This window comes from Bradyrhizobium sp. USDA 4503 (assembly GCF_054055815.1).
Map to the genome: position 1 here is coordinate 8,798,431 of NZ_JBSRXS010000001.1, position 17,921 is coordinate 8,816,351.

Consider the following 17,921-nt stretch of genomic DNA (forward strand, 5'->3'; position numbering starts at 1 on the left):
AAGCTCTAGTGCATCTACACGTTTGTCGGGCCATTTGCGAGGATTTGGAAGCGGGCCATTCCGGTGTGGAAGGTGATTGGTCCAGGTGGACGGTGGGAGGCGTAGCCGGTCCATCCGCCGAGTTTTGCGATGATCCATGCCGCCCAAGCAAGAGTGTTGGGGCGATGGTGGTTTTTCTGAAGCTCGGTGCGACCTTTCATGGTTTTGTTGATGGCCCTGAGCGTCTCGATCTCTTCTGCGGTGAAGACAAATTCAGCCGGCAATTCTTCGCCACTGTTGCGGGCCTGAACGAGTTGAATGACGATACATGCCGCTCTGGTGGCGACCGCCACGAGCTTGATCAGGCCTTCGGCGCTCTCGATCTGACTATCCTCGATGCGCAAACCCTGGCTCTTCAGCGAGCGAAAGAGTTGCTCAATGATCCAGCGCTGGCGGTACCAGGAGACGATCTGCCAGGCGTCTTTAACGGTGGCGACCGGATGAGTGGTCAGGAGCAGCCAGCGAATGGGCTCCGCACCTCTCGGCGGATGCAACTCGACCACTTCTACGAAGCTGAGTTTGATGCCCTCCGCCAAGTCGGTGACGCCGGGCCTCTGCGGCCGCTTGAGCACGACGGTTCCGAAGCGCATCGAGAGATGGGCCTGCCGGCCGCGCCGATCCATTCGCTGCGGCAGATCGATCACCGCGTTGTCGCAGAAGCGGCTCCGCTCGACCGCCTGATAAAGTGTGTCGCCATCGACCAGCGCATGGTCGTGCATGGCACGCGACAGAAGATGGACATTCTCGGCTGGCGTCAGCGCCCAGTGAGCAAAGAAATCCCCCTCGCGGTCGTTGACGACGGTGATCATGCGGGCATCTGCCAGGACGTCGCGGCCTTGCTCGGCGGCCGTCACCCAGCGCGCCGACTCCTTGTCGGCCAAGGCGCGCCGCTCATGCGGGATTTTTACCTTGCCTTTGCGCGTCCAAACGTTGCCGCCAGTAAGGCCAAGACAGACCCCGCTGTCGGCATCCACCGCCATCATCGCATGCAACAGCACGCCGCGAGCATTGCCCTTGCCGACTTTGCCCAGCCCGCGCCGCCGTCCCGCCTGGGTCTGGAACTTGACCTCGCTCGTATCCTGGATCGCCAGCACATGACGCCCGCTGACCGCAGTCCGCGTCTGCGCGCTCCAGCCCTCAATCAATTTATCGATCGTGACTTGGGGGTTGTTCACAAACCGCCAGAACGCCATATTGGCAGCCCAATCGCCCCGGGCCATCTGGCGCAAGCAGACGCTGCGCGTGCAAAGCATAGCCCGGAGAAGCGTCGCCCCCTTTTGTCGAGACGAACGTCCCCGAACTCACCCAAAGACAAATCCGGCTGCATCGCTGGCGCTCCTTCGAATCAAAGCGCCAGTGAGAGAATCATACAACATGCTGCAGAGACGCCACTTCTTGCTGCACCGAGTCAATCTGTCGCGCCCCAAAACCGTGTAGACACGCTAGTGCGAAAGCTGGGACCCATAACCACCGGCCGTAGTGATGTGCGAGGCGTCTGCCATCGTCTTTCATCATTAGGACCACGCGGTCTGGGTCCCTGCTTTCGTGTTCGGTCCCGTGTGATTGGCGAGGGCCTGGATTGGCGCCAGGTAGCCGAGGCATTTGAGGCGGGTCCGATTGTAGTCGTGGACGAACTTGGCGATGAAGGCGTCGCGGTCGGCGTGGTTGACAAAGGTCCGCCGGGCGCTGCCCCGTTTGTGTTCGCGGCCGATGGCTTCAGCGATGCGCCGGTTGAAGCGTTCGACGAGGCCGTTGGTTTGCGGGTGGTAGGGCTTGGTCAGGCGATGCTCGATTGCGCGCTGCTTGCAGAGCCGATCAAAGGGATGGTCGCCGGAAGGCTTCCCGACCGGTTTGTTCTTCTTGTCGACGGCGAAGCGGTCGGTGAACTCGGCTCCGTTGTCGGTCAGGATGGTGTGAACACCGTGCGGAAAGTCGGCCAGGAAGCGTTCGAGGAAGCCGGTCGCGGTCGTTCCGTCTCGCCTGGAATGGATCTCGACGAAGACGTATCGGGTGGCGCGATCGATCGCGACAAAGGCATAACTGGTGCGGCGTTGCAGCGCGGGCAGATACTTCACGTCGATATGAATGAAGCCGATGCTGGCGCTTTCGAAGACGCCGGCCTTGGGCTTGTCAGGCTTGGCAAGCCGGCTGATGCCGTTGCGCTGCAGGCAGCGGTGGATCGCGCTGCGGGACAGCTTGGCATTGATGCACCGCTGCATCACCTCGACGATATCGTCCAGCGGCAGCTGCAGCGATGTCCGCAGCTCACACACTGCCCGTTCCTCAAGGGCGGACAGGCTGGTCGTGAGGTGCTTCGGCCGATGCGAGCGATCCTCGACCGTGCTGCGACCGCGCCAGCGATAGATTGTGGTCTCGCTGACCCCCAGCTCGGCCGCCAATTGGGCGACCGACTTCCTGCTGCGCTGGATGTAGGCACGCGTCTTCGGTGTCGTCGTGGCGTTCGCATGCAGGCTCAGTTCCATGACGCGAAGCGCTCCATGATAAAAGCCACGCCTCGTTCTACACCGATTCCATCCAACCAATCAGCAGGGACCAAACACTTTCGCAGGGACGACAAGGAAGTACGTTGGCGAATGAAGCTTCCCGGACTACGCTGCGCTCCATCCGGGCTACGGAGGGGACGGAGGAAGCATGCGCGCGCGTTGGTTGGGAATTGTTGGATGCATTGCATTTCTCGCCGCTTTGAGCCTCGGCGCCGCTTCGGCTGACGCCGCAACCATAGTCGCGCTTGGCGCGAGCAATACCTACGGCAAGGGCGTGGCGCGCAACCAGGCCTATCCCGCGCAGCTCGAAGCGATCTTGCGGGCGAAGGGATTGAGCGTCCGCATCGTGAACGCCGGCATCAACGGCGAGACCACGGAAGGGATGCTGCAACGCCTCGACCGCGCCGTCCCGAACGGGACCCGTGCGGTTATTTTGCAGCCAGGCGGCAATGACCGGCGCAAGGGCAGCCCTGACCGGACCGCGGATATCCAAAGTCGTCTCAGCGCCCGTGGCATCGCCGTGATCATGCTCCCTAACGGGATGCTGGGTGGACTCCCCCATCAGCCCGATGGTGTGCATTTGACCCCCGAGGGCTATCATATGCTCGCCGAGCAGCTTGCTTCGCAGGTATCCGGCGCAATCGGCCGCTAGCAATCGCGTAGCCCGGATGAAGCCAACGGGTCGCGCGAATGCGCGCCCGATGACAGGCTCCGCGCAATCCGGGACTCTTCCTGCGGATGAAGGCCCCGGATTTCGCTTTCGCTCCATCAGGGCTACGGATCGCGCCCTTACCTTGGGCACCCCGTGCCCGTTGTTAGTGCTTGATGTCGACCGGCAGCAGTGTTCTGCTCAAAAAAGCTGCTGGAGCCCTCGGTCCGTGTCGATATCAGTCGCACTGCATCACGTCACGCACTACAAATACGACCGGCCGATCGATCTCGGGCCTCAGACCATTCGGCTTCGGCCCGCGCCGCATACGCGCATGCCGATCACGAGCTATTCGCTCAAGGTCACGCCCGCCAATCACTTCGTGAACTGGCAGCAAGACCCGCAGGGCAACTGGCTGGCGCGCTACGTCTTTCCAGAGAAGACCACCGAGCTCAAGGTCGAGGTCGATTTCACCGCTGACATGACGGTGGTCAATCCGTTCGACTTCTTCGTCGAGCCCTTTGCCAACAGCTTTCCGTTCGAATATCCCGGCGATCTCAAGACCGAGCTCGCGCCCTATCTCGAGACCGATGAGGCCGAGCCGCTGCTCGCGGCTTATCTGAAGGAGATTCCGCGCCAGGCTGACAGCACCGTCAACTTCCTGGTCGAGCTGAACGCGCAGCTGCAGAAGAAGATCAGCTACGTCATCCGCATGGAGGCCGGCATCCAGACGCCGGAGGAGACGCTTGCCGCGGGCTCCGGCTCCTGCCGCGACTCGGCGTGGCTCTTGATCCAGACGCTGCGCCACCTCGGGCTCGCCGCGCGTTTCGTCTCCGGATATCTCATTCAGCTGCGGCCGGACATCGATCCGCTCGAGGGGCCGCGCGAGGTCGAGAGCGATTTCACCGATCTGCACGCCTGGGCCGAGGTCTATCTGCCGGGGGCGGGCTGGATCGGTTTCGACGTCACCTCCGGCATGCTGACGGGCGAGGGCCACATCCCGGTCTGCGCCACGCCACACTATCGTTCGGCCGCGCCGGTGACCGGCACCGCGGGCGTTGCCAATGTCGAGTTCGGCTTCGAGATGAGCGTCAAGCGCATCGGCGAGGCGCCGCGCATCACCAAACCATTCTCCGATGAATCCTGGGCGCGGCTCGACCAGCTCGGCGAGCAGGTCGATGCCGACCTGAGGAAAGACGATGTGCGCCTGACCATGGGCGGCGAGCCGACCTTCGTTTCTGTCGACGATCTGGAATCGCCGGAGTGGAATGTCGCCGCGGTCGGCCCGACCAAGCGCGCGCTCGCCGACGAATTGATCCGCAAGCTGCGCACGCGGTTCGCGCCGGGCGGCCTGCTGCATTACGGCCAGGGCAAATGGTATCCCGGCGAGAGCCTGCCGCGCTGGGCGTTCGGTCTCTACTGGCGCAAGGACGGCAAGCCGATCTGGAAGAATGCCGAGCTGATCGCCGGCATTGAGAATTCGCGCAGGGCCGAGATCGCGGAGGCCCAGCGTTTCGTCAAAGTAACAGCAACCAAGCTTGGTCTCGGCGTCGACTATGCCATGCCGGCTTATGAAGATCCCGCCTTCTGGCTGCAGCGTGAAGCCAGCCTGCCGGCCAATGTCAGCCCGGCGAATTCCAAGCTGACCGATCCGGAAGAGCGCGCCCGGATGGCGCGGGTGTTCGACGAGGGTTTGACCACGCCGAAAGGTTACGTGCTGCCGATCCAGCGCTGGAGCCCGCTCGGTGATCGCGTGCCGGCACGCTGGCGCAGCGAGCGCTGGAAGATCCGGCGTAGCCATCTGTTCCTGTCACCCGGCGACTCGCCGCTGGGCTTGCGGCTTCCGATCGCCTCGCTCGAATATGTGCCGCCGGACGATTATCCCTACGTCGTCGAACGCGATCCGATGGCGACGCGCGACGTGCTTTCCGACGAGCTGCAGCAAGCCTTGAAGGAGATTCCCGAGCCGCTGCCGGTGCGCACCGCGATGTCGATCGAGGTTCGCGACGGCGTGCTGTGCGCCTTCATGCCGCCGGTCGAGAAGGTCGAGGATTATCTCGACCTGATCGCAGCGATCGAAGCCGCGGCCGAAGAGTTGCAGCTGCAGGTGCACGTCGAGGGTTATGCACCGCCCTTCGATCCGCGCATCGAGGTGATCAAGGTGACGCCGGATCCCGGCGTGATCGAGATCAACGTGCAGCCGGCGCAGAGTTGGCGCGAGGCCGTCGACATCACGCTCGGCCTCTATGAGGACTCCGCCAAGACGCGGTTAGGGGCCAACCGTTTCCTGATCGACGGCCGCCACACGGGCACCGGCGGCGGCAACCACATCGTGGTCGGCGGCAGCAGGCCGGAGGATTCACCGTTCCTGCGCCGGCCCGATCTGTTGAAGAGCCTCGTGCTGTACTGGCAGCGGCATCCGTCGCTGTCCTACCTGTTTTCCGGGATGTTCATCGGCCCGACCAGCCAGGCGCCGCGCATCGACGAGGCGCGGCATGACGGGCTCTATGAGCTGGAGATTGCGCTGTCGCACGTGCCGCCGCCGGGCATGGATGCGCCGCTGTGGCTGGTCGATCGCCTGTTCCGGCATATCCTGGTCGACATCACCGGCAACACCCACCGCGCCGAGATCTGCATCGACAAGCTGTATTCGCCCGACGGCCCGACCGGCCGGCTCGGCCTGGTCGAATTCCGCGCGCTCGAAATGCCGCCCGACCCGCGGATGTCGCTGGCGCAGCAACTGTTGATCCGCGCGCTGATCGCAAAGCTGTGGCGTGAGCCGCAGCAGGGCAGGTTCGTGCGCTGGGGCACCGCGCTGCATGACCGCTTCATGCTGCCGCATTTCCTCTGGGAGGATTTCCTCGGCGTGCTCGCCGAGCTCAAGCAATCCGGTTACGACGTCGAGCCGGAATGGTACCAGGCACAGCTCGAATTCCGCTTCCCCGCCTTCGGCCGCGTTCATCACGGCGGCGTCGGTCTCGAACTGCGGCAGGCGCTCGAGCCATGGCACGTGCTGGGCGAGGAGGGCACCTCCGGCGGCACCGTGCGCTATGTCGATTCGTCGGTCGAGCGGCTGCAGGTAAAGGCGACCGGATTCGTCGATGGGCGCCATGTCATCACCTGCAACGGCAGACGGATGCCGATGACCGAGACCGGCCGTGCCGGCGAGGCGGTCGCCGGTGTCCGCTTCAAGGCCTGGCAGCCGGCCTCCGGCCTGCATCCGACCATTCCCGTGCATGCGCCGCTGACGTTTGACCTGATCGACACCTGGAACGGACGCTCGTTCGGCGGCTGCGTCTATCATGTCGCCCATCCCGGCGGCCGCAACTACGAGACCAAGCCGGTCAATTCCTACGAGGCCGAGGCGCGGCGGCTGGCGCGCTTCCAGGAGCACGGCCATACCCCCGGCAAGATCGAGACGCCGCCGGAGGAACGCACAATTGAGTTTCCCTTGACCCTCGACTTGCGGACGCCGCTCCTGCACTAATTGTGTCAAGGGGAAGTGGAATGTCCGCATCGGGTGGCAATAGTCCAGGCAGCAGTCAGGAGAGCAGGGCCCGTCCCGGTCAGCGCCGGATGGCGCAGTGGACCCGCGACTATGTCCGGCTGCCCGGCATTCCCGACGAGTATATTGCAGACAACGGCGCGCCGCGGCCGGTCTGGGCCCGTTTCTTCGACGCCTTTGCCGCGCTGTCGCCGGCCGATATCGAGCGCCGCTTCGCCTCCGCCGATCGCCATCTGCATGAGGCCGGCGTCACCTATCGCGCGCCGGGCGACACTTCCGACCGGATCTGGCCGCTCAGCCATCTGCCGCTGATCATCGACGCGGCGGACTGGCGCCAGCTCGCCGCCGGTGTCGCGCAACGCGCGCAGCTGCTGGAGATGGTGCTGGCCGACCTCTACGGCGAAGGCCGCCTCGTTGCGGACGGCGCCATCCCTGCCGCGGCGATCGCCGGCAGCAGCGAGTATCTGCGCGCGGTCAGCGGCATCAAGCCGCCGGGGGGCCGCTATCTGCATCTCTATGCCGCCGACATCGGCCGCGGGCCTGACGGCCGCTGGTGGGTGCTCGGCGATCGCACGCAGGCACCGTCGGGCGCGGGCTATGCGCTGGAAAACCGCCTGGTGCTGTCGCGCGCCTTTTCCAATCTCTACAAGTCGATGAATGTCGAGCGCGTCGCGCCGTTCTTCGAGGCGTTCCGCGATTCGCTGCGCGCCAGCGCCGATCGCGACGAGCCGCGGATCGGCCTGCTGACGCCCGGCGCGTTCAGCGAGACCTACTTCGAGCACGCCACGCTGGCGCGCTATCTCGGTTTCCTGCTGGTCGAGGGCGACGATCTCGCGGTCTCAGGCGATCGCGTCCACATCCGCACCGTCGCCGGGCTGAAGCGGCTCGACGTGCTGCTGCGCCGGGTCGATTCCAACATGCTCGATCCGCTCGAGCTCGACGCGTCCTCCTATCTCGGCGTGCCCGGGCTTGTCGAGGTTCTGCGCAAGGGCGGCGTCGTGGTCGCCAACATGCCGGGCTCCGGCGTGATGGAGGCGAGGGCGCTGCTCGGCTTCCTGCCCAATCTGTGCCGGCGCCTGCTCTCTGAAGACCTGATGATGCCGCACATCGCGACCTGGTGGTGCGGCCAGAAATCCGCCCGCGAAGAGGTGCTGTCGCGGCTCGACGAGTTCGCGATCGAAGGCGCCTATGGCCGCGGCGTTGCGGATTTTCCCGGCAACGGACCGGTGCTCCCGGGCGAATTGTCGGCAGCGGACCGCGACCGCCTGAAGGATGCCATCAGCCATCGCGGCATCGATTATGTCGGTCAGGAGCTCGTGCGGCTGTCGACCACGCCGGTATGGGAGAACGGTCGCATCGCGCCGCGTCCGTTCGTGTTGCGGGTGTTCGCGGCGGCGACGCCGAGCGGCTGGACTGTGCTGCCCGGCGGCTTCTGCCGGATTGCTGATCGGGCCGATGCGCGCGCGGTGTCGATGGGCGATGGCGCGGTGTCCGCCGATGTCTGGGTGGTCTCCGACAAGGCGGTTGAGACCTCGACCCTGCTGCCGGCGGTCGACACCGTCCGCATCCGCCGCATCGCCGGCGTGCTGCCGAGCCGCGCCGCCGATAATCTGTTCTGGCTCGGCCGCTATCTGGAGCGCGCCGAGGCCACCATCCGGCTGATCCGCGCGCTGTGCACGCCGCTGCGCGATCCTGCGCGCGCGAATTCGAACGGCGCGGCGCCGGCGATGCATTCGGCCGAGCGCATCCAGCGCATGCTGGTCGCCTGGGGCGCGGCCTCGCAGACCGCGCGCGCCAATCTCGCCAAGGTCGCGCTCGAAGCGCTGCAGAGCGAGGAGAAATTCGGCTCGGCGCTGTCGCTGGTGCGATCCGCGCAGCGCACGGCGACCTCGCTCCGCGAGCGGCTGTCGCCGGACGCTTGGCAGGTCATCACCGAGATGGCTGATCGGCTGGCCATCGAGGTTCATGACGATGACGGCGTCGTCAGCGCCGCCGAATTGACCTTGCAGGAGCTCGCAAGCTTCGCCGGCCTCGCGCAGGAAAACATGAACCGCGCCGCCGGCTGGCGTTTCCTCGAGATGGGCCGCCGCGCCGAGCGCGCCGTCAACACCACGCGCTTTGCCCGTCAGTTCGCCTATGACGAAGCCGGTGACGAGGACCTCGACGTTCTGCTCACGCTGGTCGACTGCCAGATCACTTATCGCTCGCGCTATCTGGTGCAGCCGCTGCTCGCACCGGTGCGCGATCTGGCGGTGCTCGACCCCTACAATCCGCGCTCGGTCGCATTCCAGGTCGCGGCGCTGAACGAGCATATTGCCGCGCTGCCGAGCCTGAAGGAGCATGGCCTGATCGAGCGGCCGCAGCGTCTTGCCGTCGCGGTCGAGGCAATGCTCACAACGGCTGAAGCCTCGAGCCTCGACGTCAAGACGCTGTTCGCGCTGGAGCAGGATCTGCTCAACCTCGCCGACGCGATCGGGCTGCATTATTTCCCGCACGGACCGAATGCCAGCCGGCCGGAGAAGCTCACGGGGCTGGCGTGATCTACGACATCCGTCACGTCACGACCTACAGCTACGAGACCCAGGTCAGCTTCGCGCGCTGCTCGCTGCGGCTGGAGCCGGTCACTGGCGACGGGCAGCAGTTGATCTCGCATTCGGTCGAGATCCGTCCGAGGCCCGCGGAACGCACCGCAAGGCGCGACTTCTTCGGCACGCTCACTGAAAGCGTCCTGATCGAGACCGCGCATCGCAGTCTGCGCATCGATGCCCGCTCGCGGGTCTCGGTGGCGCGACAGCCGCCGGCGTGCGACGCCGCCAGTCCGCCCTGGGAGGACGTGCGTGACAACGCGTTCGAGGCATTGAGCCTCGATGCGGCCTCGCCGGTCGGCTACGTCTTTGCCAGCGCACTGGTGCCGGTGCTACGGCCCGTGACGGCCTACGCTTCCGCGAGCTTTTTGCCCGGCGGCGGCATCCTCACCGGGGCGGCCGACCTGATGCGCCGCATCCGCAACGACTTCAAATACGATCCCAAGGCGACCGTGATCTCGACACCGCTTCGCGACGTGTTCGAGAAGCGCCACGGCGTGTGCCAGGACTTTGCCCATGTGATGATCGCGGGGCTGCGCGGCCTCGGCCTGCCCGCGGCCTATGTCAGCGGCTATTTGCGCACCATTCCGCCGCCGGGCCAGCCGCGGCTGCAGGGCGCCGACGCCACCCATGCCTGGGTCTCGGTCTGGTGCGGCAGCGCGCTCGGCTGGGTCGGGTTCGACCCGACCAACGATCTGATGGTCGGGAGCGACCACATCATTCTCGCCATCGGCCGCGACTTCGCCGACGTCTCGCCGGTCGATGGCGTCATCGTCGGCGCGCGCAAGCAGAAGCTCGCCGTTGCGGTCGACGTGCTGCCGGTGGGGTGAGCCGGGATGGGCGCGCGGCGCGCTCGACCGCGCCAATGCGGTCGCGATCAGGCGACGTGCCGCTTGCCCGATTTGTCCCACCCGATCGGGCTGACGATGACGCGGTCGCGGCCTTCACGCTTGGCTTGATAGAGCGCGAGGTCCGCGGCCTTGAGCAGATCGCGCGACGTGCGCTCGTGGTCCGGGACGAGGCAGGACAATCCGATGCTGACGGTCGGCAATTCAGGCTCGGATTCCCGCGCAGCCGCCAGCTTGGTGCGAATCCGTTCGGCAATTTCCAGGGCGCCCGTCTTGCCGATGCCCGGCAGCAACACCGAAAACTCCTCGCCGCCATAGCGGGCACCGAGATCAGTTGCACGCTTGGCGCTGCTTGCGATGCACCGTCCCACGGTGGTGAGCACGGCGTCGCCGGCCTGATGCCCGTACGTGTCGTTGTAGATCTTGAAATGATCGACGTCGATCATCAGAAGCGAGACCGGCGCCTTTGCACGCATGCCACGGCGCCATTCGACGTCAAGGGTATCGTCGAGGCGGCGGCGATTGGCGAGGCCCGTCAGTGCATCCGTGCTCGCGAGGTGCGCGAGCCGGTCTTCCGCGGCGGCCCGCCGTTTGAGAGCGGCCACCAGGTAGAACATCAGCACGATCGAGAAGCCGCAGAGCGCTGCCACCACGCTGCCGATCAGCCAGAGCTGCTGCCACCAGTCGGCATAGATGCCGTCGAGCGCAAGACCCTCGGCGATGAGCAGGCGATTGTGTCCGACCGCCTGGAAAACATAGAGCCGGCTGACATGATCGACGATCGATTTCGTGATGTAGGAGCCGGATTGTCGTGCCGGAAATTGCTTGAAGACCAGAGAGTCCTTGATGCTTTGCCCGATCTTGCTGATGTCGAACGGGGCGCGCATCAGTATGACGCCATCGCTGTTGAACAGCGCCATGCTGTCGCCGAAGCCGAAATTCAGCTTGCGAAACAGATTGTGGAAATAGCTGAGCCGCATGCTGCCCGCGACCACGCCGGCAAAGGAACCGTCGTCATTGTTGATGCGGCGGCTGAGGTTGATCAGATATTCGCCGTCAGAGGTAATCCACGGAGCGCTGATGAACAGCCCGCCGTCCGCTCGCGTCTGATGTGCCCGGAAGAAGTCTCGATCGGCGAAATTTGCGGCCCGCGGCGTCAACGTCCTGGAATCGAGCGTGACGTCCCCCGCCGCATTCAGCACAAGGATCGAGCCGAGATCCTTGGCCGTGGCGGCGCGGTCGAACAGCACGACCTGGCGAAGCTCCGGGCTGATCTTGCCGAGTTCCTGCAGCTTGACGCCGTCGGCGACCGCCTGGAGCGAGAGGTCGTAGAGGTCGATGTTGCGGTCGATCTCGCTGGCGATGGAGGCGACGAGGTTGGTCGCACCTTGCTTCGCATGCTGATAGTCCTTGCCCGCCATCTCCCAGAGGATGGATGCGCAGATCGCCGAAAAGCAGAGAACGAGGCCGATCCCGAGCGCAAGGAGCCGTTTGGTCGGCACTGCCTTCGGCTTTGGCAAAAGCCCGTTCATTGCTCGGTTCCACTTCCCCGCGCCCTCGCGCAGCGACGCTTTTCTATGGAGGCATCAAATTGAGAAATGCGACCCGAAACGGAGGCAATTTGTGTCCGTGCGTTGGGAGAGTCTTAACCATCCGAATTGCCGGGGCCCTGTCGCAGGGCCCCGCCAGATCGCCGCTCAGGTTCCGGTCCGCTGCAGGCCGTCGGCCGCGTCGCTGCGCAGGTTGCGGAAGAACTGCTCGACCTCGCGCGACAGCGTCTCGGCAGTTGTGGTCAGATCGTTCGAGGCCGCGAGCACCGATTCCGCCGCCTTGCTGGTTTGGTCCATGTCATCGCGGAGCGAGCCGACATTAGTGACCAGGGTCTCGTTGCCCTGGGCGGCCATCTGGGCATTGGCGGAGATTTCGCGCGTCGCCGCGTCCTGCTGGCCGACCGCGCTCGCGATGTTCGCGGTGACGTTGCTGATCTCGCGCACCGCCTGACCGATCTCGCGCACGGCGGCCACGGAGTTGCGGGTCGAGGCCTGGATCAGGCCCACATTCTCGCTGATCTCGGCGGTTGCCTTCGCGGTCTGGCCGGCCAGCGCCTTGACCTCATGCGCGACGACGGCGAAGCCACGGCCGGCATCGCCGGCGCGGGCGGCTTCGATGGTGGCGTTGAGGGCGAGCAGGTTAGTCTGCTCGGCGATCGCCTGGATCAGACTCAGCACCCCGTCGATGCGCTGGGTGGTGGCGGCAAGGCCCTCGATCTCGGTGATCGAGCGGTCGGTGCGCGCACCGGCCTGATCGACTGCGCCGGACGACTGCTTGACCTGGCGGCCGATCTCCTCGACCGAGGCGGAGAGTTCTTCGGCTGCGCCCGCCACCGCGGAGACGTTGCTCGAGGCCTGTTCGGTGGCGCCTGCCGCCGCCACCGCGCGGTCGCTGGCGTCCGACGCGACGGTTGCGATGGTCTGCGCGGTTTGACGCATCGTCGCGGCGTTGTCGTGCACCGCGCGGAGCACCTCGCCGATCGTGCCACGGAACGCTTCGACGAAGGTCTCGATATGCCGGCCGCGCGCGTCGCGCGCCTCGGAATCCTGTACGACCTGCGCGTTGAGGCTGCGATTGCGGTCCATCGCCTCCTGGAAGACCTTGATGGCGCGTGCCAGTGCGCCGATCTCGTCGCTGCGCCCGACATGCGGTACTTCGACATGGTCGGTGCCCTCGGCGACGCGCTTGATCGTCATGGTGATCTGCGACAGCGGCCGGGCCACCGAGCGGGCGATGATCAGCACGCCGAGTACCACCACAATCAAGGCCGCGGCGCCGAGGCCGGTCAGCACCAGCGCCATCGTGCGGTTGGTGTCGGTCTCCCGCGCCAGCTTCTTGCTGCGGTCGGCATAGACCTTGGAGAGCGCCTCGAGATCCTTGTTCAGTGCGGTGCGCACGTCGCGGTTGGCGTCGTTGTCGCCCCATTCCCGCCCGGCTGCGGCGCCGATCTCGATGCCGCGGCGTACCAGCTCCTTGCGGAAATCGATGAACTGCTCGATGCGCTTCTTGAACACCGCGAACTGGGCGGCGTCGTCGGCCTGCACCAGCGTTTCCCAGTTCTTGACCACGCCGAGAATGCGTTCGTTGAACGCCAGCAGCCCGTCGCCGTATTTCTTCACCGCTGCCGGATCGGTCGACATGTAGATGCCGCGGGATTCCATCACCACGGCGTAGACCAGTGAATTGACCCGCTCGACATTGAGTGCGGCACGGCTTGCGAGGTCGACGGCCTCGGTCAGCTCGGCATTACGCCGCGCATTGTATTCGGACAGGAAGGTGATGGCCGCGGTCAGCGCCGCAATCAGCGCAAACGTCGAGTACAGCCTGGCAGCAAGCGAGAATCGGGATGCCATTGGAGGCCGGGACATGGAGATGGGGGATGTGACGGGGGCGGGCATTGCGGGGCACTCCAAGAGGCCGGGGAGTACCTTCGGCCGATTAAAGCTTATGCAAAATTTTCATGGACAATTTGTTAACACGCGAGATTTGTGCAGCCGCGACCGTTAAAATCTGTAAATAATCCCAATGCCTTATGGGCCGCTTTGAGTCTGCCGGGTGCTCGCGGCTTGCGGTCGTGCCGAGGCTGCGCCGCCGTTACCGGCAAAGGCGCCAGCACGCGGGGCGAAGCCGATGGCACGCCTTTCGCAAAGAGGTGCTAGATTGCGCTGCCCCAGCCCGCGACGAACCCCTCATGCTCTATCGTCACACCATCGACGCCACCAATTACGCATTCGACGATCTGCGCATCCTGCTTGCCAAGGCCTCGCCGCCGCGTTCAGGCGACCGCCTGGCCGGCATCGCCGCCGACAGCGCGGAGGAGATGATCGCAGCGCGGCTTGCGCTGGCCAATGTTCCGCTCAAACAATTCCTCGATGAGCCTGTCATCCCCTATGAGGCTGACGAAGTCACCCGCCTGATCCTCGACAGCCACGACGTTGCCGGCTTTCTGCCGGTGTCGTCGCTCACCGTCGGCGGATTCCGCGACTGGCTGCTGTCGGATGCCGCCAGCGGGGAAGCGATCAAGAAGATCTCGCGCGGCATCACGCCAGAGATGGTTGCGGCGGTGTCGAAGCTGATGCGCAACCAGGATCTGATCCTGGTCGCGAAGAAATGCGAGGTGACGACCCGCTTCCGCAACACCATCGGGTTGCGCGGGCGAATGAGCACGCGGCTGCAGCCGAACCATCCTTTCGACGACCCCAAGGGCATCACCGCCTCGATTCTCGACGGGCTGCTGCTGGGAGCGGGCGATGCCTGCATCGGCATCAATCCGGCGAGCGACGACCCAAACGTCATCGGCACCCTGCTGCGGCTCCTGGACGACATCATCACGCGATTCGAGATTCCGACGCAGGGCTGCGTGCTGACCCATGTCACGACCACGCTCGGACTGATCGGGCAGGGGCTGCCGGTCGATCTCGTGTTCCAGTCGATCGCCGGCACCGAGGCGGCCAATCGCAGTTTCGGCGTCGACCTCTCGCTGCTGCGGGAGGCCCGGGAAGCGGGGCTGTCGCTGCGCCGCGGCACGGTCGGTGACAATGTGATGTATTTCGAGACCGGGCAGGGCTCAGCGCTGTCCGCCAATGCCCATCACCAGGTCGACCAGCAGACCTGCGAGGCGCGGGCCTATGCGGTGGCGCGTGCGTTCGATCCGCTGCTCGTCAACAGCGTGGTCGGCTTCATCGGTCCTGAGTACCTCTATGACGGCAAGGAAATCATCCGCGCCGGGCTCGAGGATCACTTCTGCGGCAAGCTGCTCGGCCTGCCGCTCGGGATCGACGTCTGCTACACCAACCACGCCGAGGCGGATCAGGACGACATGGACAATCTCCTGACGCTGCTCGCGGCCGCCGGCGTGAACTTCATCATGGGCGTGCCGGGCGCGGATGACGTCATGCTGAACTATCAGTCGACATCGTTTCACGATGCGCTCTATGTCCGCGACCTTTTCGGCCTGAGGCGGGCCCCCGAATTCGACGACTGGCTCGCGCGCGTCGGCCTTGCCGGGCAGGACTTCCGCCTCGTGGCCGATGCGGAGCGGCTGCCCGACCTCGCTGCCAGGCTCCTGACCTGAGGGGGATAGCGAAATTCTGCAGAGCAACTATCTCGTCGTTATGACGTTAAGTAGTGCCACAATGTTGAAGAATTTCTGGCCCAGCGTTCCGCGCCGTGGTTAGATTTGCCGGTGCTTCGGGGTCGCTTGATGAGAGCTGAGGGCATAGAGACAGTACGACGTATCCTCTGCGTTTTTCCGCGCTATACGTCGTCGTTTGGGACCTTCGAGCACGCCTACCCCCTCACTGACGGCGTCAAGGCGTTCATGCCGCCGCAGGGCCTGCTGCTGATCGCCGCATACCTTCCCGAGAACTGGCCGGTGCGTTTCGTCGACGAGAATCTGCGTCCGGCGACGGCGGAGGATTTCGAGTGGGCGGATGCCGTGTTCGTCAGCGGTATGCATATCCAGCGCCAGCAGATGAACGACATCTGCCATCGCGCGCATGACCATGACCTGGTGGTCGCGATCGGCGGCCCGTCGGTCAGTGCTTGCCCGGACTACTATCCCTCATTCGACTACCTCCACGTCGGCGAGCTCGGCGATGCGACCAATGAGCTGATCAAGCGTCTGGCTGATGATACCAGCCGTCCCGACGAGCAGGTGGTGCTTAAAACCACCGACCGGCTGCCGATGACGGAATTCCCGCTGCCGGCCTATGAGCTCGCCGAAACCAAGAAGTATTTCCTCGGCAGCATCCAGTTCTCCTCGGGCTGCCCCTATCAGTGCGAGTTCTGCGACATCCCCGGGCTCTATGGCCGCAATCCGCGCCTGAAGTCGCCGCAGCAGATCATCGCCGAGCTCGACAAGCTGCGCGCCTGTGGTGCTACCGACACCGTGTATTTCGTCGACGACAATTTCATCGGTAACCGTAAGGCCGCGAGCGAGCTGTTGCCGCACCTGATCGAGTGGCAGAAGCGGACCGGATATGTCACGCGCCTCGCTTGCGAGGCGACGCTCAACATCGCCAAGCGTCCCGAGATCCTGGAGAAGATGCGCGAAGCCTACTTCGTGACGATCTTCGTCGGCATCGAGACGCCCGATCCCGACGCGCTGAAGGCCATGCATAAGGATCAGAACATGATGGTTCCGATCCTCGAGGGCGTGCGCACCATCAACTCGTTCGGCATGGAGGTCGTCTCCGGCATCATCATGGGGCTCGATACCGACAAGCCCCAGACCGGCGACGCGTTGCTCTCCTTCGTCGAGGAGTCGCGGATTCCGCTGCTCACCATCAACCTGCTGCAGGCGCTGCCGAAGACGCCATTGTGGGATCGGCTCGAAAAAGCCGGGCGCCTGATCGATGACGAGGGCCGCGACTCCAATGTCGAGTTCCTGCTGCCCTACGAGGACGTGGTCAGTTCCTGGCGCAAATGCATGGAAGTTGCCTACGAGCCGAAGAAGCTGTTCGCGCGCTATTTGCATCAATGCAACTACACCTATGCCAATCGCATCAAGGTGCCGGTTAGCCCGGAGATGAAGAGCTGGGCCAACATCCGGCGCGGCCTGATCATGCTCCGCAACATCTTCTGGAAGGTCGGCGTGCTCGGCGACTACAAGCGCGTGTTCTGGAGGTTTGCGCTCGGCCGGCTCAAGCGCGGCGACATCGAGGGGTTGATCTCGGCGACACTGGTTGCGCATCATTTGATCACCTTTGCGCGTGCAGCCTCCAGCGGCCGGCAGAACGCCTCGAACTACTCGATCCGGCTGCGCGAGGCTTCCGTCCCCGCCGAATAACAGCATGACGACACCGCCGGCGCCCACGTCCCCTTCGCTCGCCGATCTGCGCGAGCTCACGCCGGCGCGCGTCGGCCTTGGCCGGTCCGGTGCCAGCCTGCCGACCGATGCGCTGCTGTCGTTCACGCTCGACCATGCCCGCGCCCGCGACGCCGTCCACGCCGCCTTCGATGTCAGCGGGATCGCGGCCGGTCTTGCCGGCCTCGGCATCACGCCGCTTGAGGTGTCGAGCCAGGCGCACAGCCGGCGCGACTATCTGCGGCGGCCCGATCTCGGGCGCATGCTGGATTCTGCGTCGCGGCGGTCGCTGGAGAAGTGTGGCATCACCGCATGCCCCTGCGCCATCGTGATTGGCGACGGCCTGTCGCCGACGGCGGTCAATGTGCATGCCGTCGAATTGATCCGGCATCTCGTGCCGCGCTTGGCGGCCGACAAGATCGAGGCCGGCGCGGTGATCGCAGCGTCCGGGGCGCGGGTCGCGCTCGGTGACGAGATCGGCGCCATCGTCGGCGCGCGCATGCTGGTGATGCTGATCGGCGAACGGCCGGGCCTGTCCGCTCCCGACAGCCTCGGCGCCTATCTCACCTTCGCGCCGCGAATCGGTCTCACCGACGCCGACCGCAACTGCATCTCCAACATCCACCATGCCGGGCTGAGCTATGTGGAGGCCGCATTCAGGATTTCGTGGCTTGTGCGCGAGGGCCTGGCACGCCAGATCACAGGGGTCGCGTTGAAAGATGAAAGCGGCGGTGGATCGTCGAGGAATGCGCTACCAAGGTGTGACAAATCAGATACTTAATGGCGGGGGTCGGCGGTTCCCTGTCGATTTGGTCGGCCCCTCGCGCTTGCGAGCAAAGGGGCGGGCAGGTAAAACCGGCGCCGGTCAATATTCGCGTGTTTTCAAGGACTAGCGCTGATCAGTTGCGCTCACCCGCCTCATTCGCGCCCCT

The 17,921-nt window shown here is 64.9% G+C and carries 11 protein-coding genes; 7 read left to right on the top strand and 4 right to left on the bottom strand.

Annotated elements, in window-relative coordinates; translation table 11 throughout:
- Positions 1-14 precede the first annotated feature (14 nt).
- Both ACVMIH_RS41240 and ACVMIH_RS41245 read right to left on the bottom strand, forming a co-directional pair.
- Positions 15-1,259, bottom strand: coding sequence for an IS4 family transposase (locus tag ACVMIH_RS41240; RefSeq protein ID WP_229193590.1), 1,245 nt, complete (start codon positions 1,257-1,259; stop codon positions 15-17).
- Between the two features lie 294 nt (positions 1,260-1,553).
- On the bottom strand, positions 1,554-2,522 hold the full coding sequence (locus ACVMIH_RS41245) for an IS481 family transposase (RefSeq protein WP_456866307.1): 969 nt from the start codon (positions 2,520-2,522) through the stop codon (positions 1,554-1,556).
- 169 nt (positions 2,523-2,691) lie between these two features.
- On the opposite strand from ACVMIH_RS41245, the gene ACVMIH_RS41250 reads away from it, so the two are divergent.
- From ACVMIH_RS41250 to ACVMIH_RS41265, 4 genes are all read left to right on the top strand, one after another.
- Complete coding sequence (locus ACVMIH_RS41250) at positions 2,692-3,195, top strand: GDSL-type esterase/lipase family protein (RefSeq protein WP_316394705.1); 504 nt, start codon at positions 2,692-2,694, stop codon at positions 3,193-3,195.
- A 226-nt stretch (positions 3,196-3,421) separates the two neighbouring features.
- Positions 3,422-6,679 carry a transglutaminase family protein gene (locus ACVMIH_RS41255; protein WP_456866311.1) on the top strand — a complete coding sequence of 1,086 codons (3,258 nt, stop codon included), beginning with the start codon at positions 3,422-3,424 and terminating at the stop codon, positions 6,677-6,679.
- A 20-nt stretch (positions 6,680-6,699) separates the two neighbouring features.
- The gene (locus ACVMIH_RS41260; RefSeq protein WP_456815851.1) at positions 6,700-9,237 is read left to right on the top strand and encodes a circularly permuted type 2 ATP-grasp protein; all 2,538 of its coding nucleotides are present in this window, start codon (positions 6,700-6,702) and stop codon (positions 9,235-9,237) included.
- Positions 9,234-10,112 carry a transglutaminase family protein gene (locus ACVMIH_RS41265; protein WP_141339487.1) on the top strand — a complete coding sequence of 293 codons (879 nt, stop codon included), beginning with the start codon at positions 9,234-9,236 and terminating at the stop codon, positions 10,110-10,112. Before ACVMIH_RS41260 ends, ACVMIH_RS41265 begins: the two co-directional genes overlap by 4 nt.
- Before the next feature lie 47 nt (positions 10,113-10,159).
- Here the strand turns inward: ACVMIH_RS41265 and ACVMIH_RS41270 are convergent, their stop codons facing one another.
- Positions 10,160-11,662, bottom strand: coding sequence for a sensor domain-containing diguanylate cyclase (locus ACVMIH_RS41270; protein WP_456814144.1), 1,503 nt, complete (start codon positions 11,660-11,662; stop codon positions 10,160-10,162).
- Positions 11,663-11,827: 165 nt separating this feature from the next.
- Positions 11,828-13,534, bottom strand: coding sequence for a methyl-accepting chemotaxis protein (locus ACVMIH_RS41275; RefSeq protein WP_141339491.1), 1,707 nt, complete (start codon positions 13,532-13,534; stop codon positions 11,828-11,830).
- A 338-nt stretch (positions 13,535-13,872) separates the two neighbouring features.
- Here ACVMIH_RS41275 and ACVMIH_RS41280 point away from each other — a divergent pair, with 338 nt between their 5' ends.
- The 3 genes from ACVMIH_RS41280 (at position 13,873) to eutC (ending at position 17,770) form a co-directional block, all read left to right on the top strand.
- Positions 13,873-15,255: an ethanolamine ammonia-lyase subunit EutB gene (locus ACVMIH_RS41280; RefSeq protein WP_456781179.1), complete on the top strand. Its 1,383-nt coding sequence runs from the start codon at positions 13,873-13,875 to the stop codon at positions 15,253-15,255.
- Between the two features lie 129 nt (positions 15,256-15,384).
- Positions 15,385-16,971 carry a B12-binding domain-containing radical SAM protein gene (locus ACVMIH_RS41285; RefSeq protein WP_456866314.1) on the top strand — a complete coding sequence of 529 codons (1,587 nt, stop codon included), beginning with the start codon at positions 15,385-15,387 and terminating at the stop codon, positions 16,969-16,971.
- Positions 16,972-16,975: 4 nt separating this feature from the next.
- Entirely contained in the window at positions 16,976-17,770 is a 795-nt protein-coding gene (gene eutC / locus ACVMIH_RS41290; protein WP_141339493.1) for an ethanolamine ammonia-lyase subunit EutC, read from the top strand.
- The last annotated feature ends 151 nt before the right edge of the window (positions 17,771-17,921 follow it).

Excerpts from the sequence above, each read along its gene's own strand:
- ACVMIH_RS41250 (WP_316394705.1), top strand. The coding sequence starts at position 2,692 with ATGCGCGCGCGTTGGTTGGGAATTGTTGGATGCATTGCATTTCTCGCC.
- eutC (WP_141339493.1), top strand. The coding sequence starts at position 16,976 with ATGACGACACCGCCGGCGCCCACGTCCCCTTCGCTCGCCGATCTGCGC.
- ACVMIH_RS41270 (WP_456814144.1), bottom strand. The coding sequence starts at position 11,662 with ATGAACGGGCTTTTGCCAAAGCCGAAGGCAGTGCCGACCAAACGGCTC.
- ACVMIH_RS41285 (WP_456866314.1), top strand. The coding sequence starts at position 15,385 with ATGAGAGCTGAGGGCATAGAGACAGTACGACGTATCCTCTGCGTTTTT.
- ACVMIH_RS41240 (WP_229193590.1), bottom strand. The coding sequence starts at position 1,259 with ATGGCCCGGGGCGATTGGGCTGCCAATATGGCGTTCTGGCGGTTTGTG.
- ACVMIH_RS41260 (WP_456815851.1), top strand. The coding sequence starts at position 6,700 with ATGTCCGCATCGGGTGGCAATAGTCCAGGCAGCAGTCAGGAGAGCAGG.
- ACVMIH_RS41280 (WP_456781179.1), top strand. The coding sequence starts at position 13,873 with ATGCTCTATCGTCACACCATCGACGCCACCAATTACGCATTCGACGAT.
- ACVMIH_RS41245 (WP_456866307.1), bottom strand. The coding sequence starts at position 2,522 with ATGGAACTGAGCCTGCATGCGAACGCCACGACGACACCGAAGACGCGT.
- ACVMIH_RS41275 (WP_141339491.1), bottom strand. The coding sequence starts at position 13,534 with ATGGCATCCCGATTCTCGCTTGCTGCCAGGCTGTACTCGACGTTTGCG.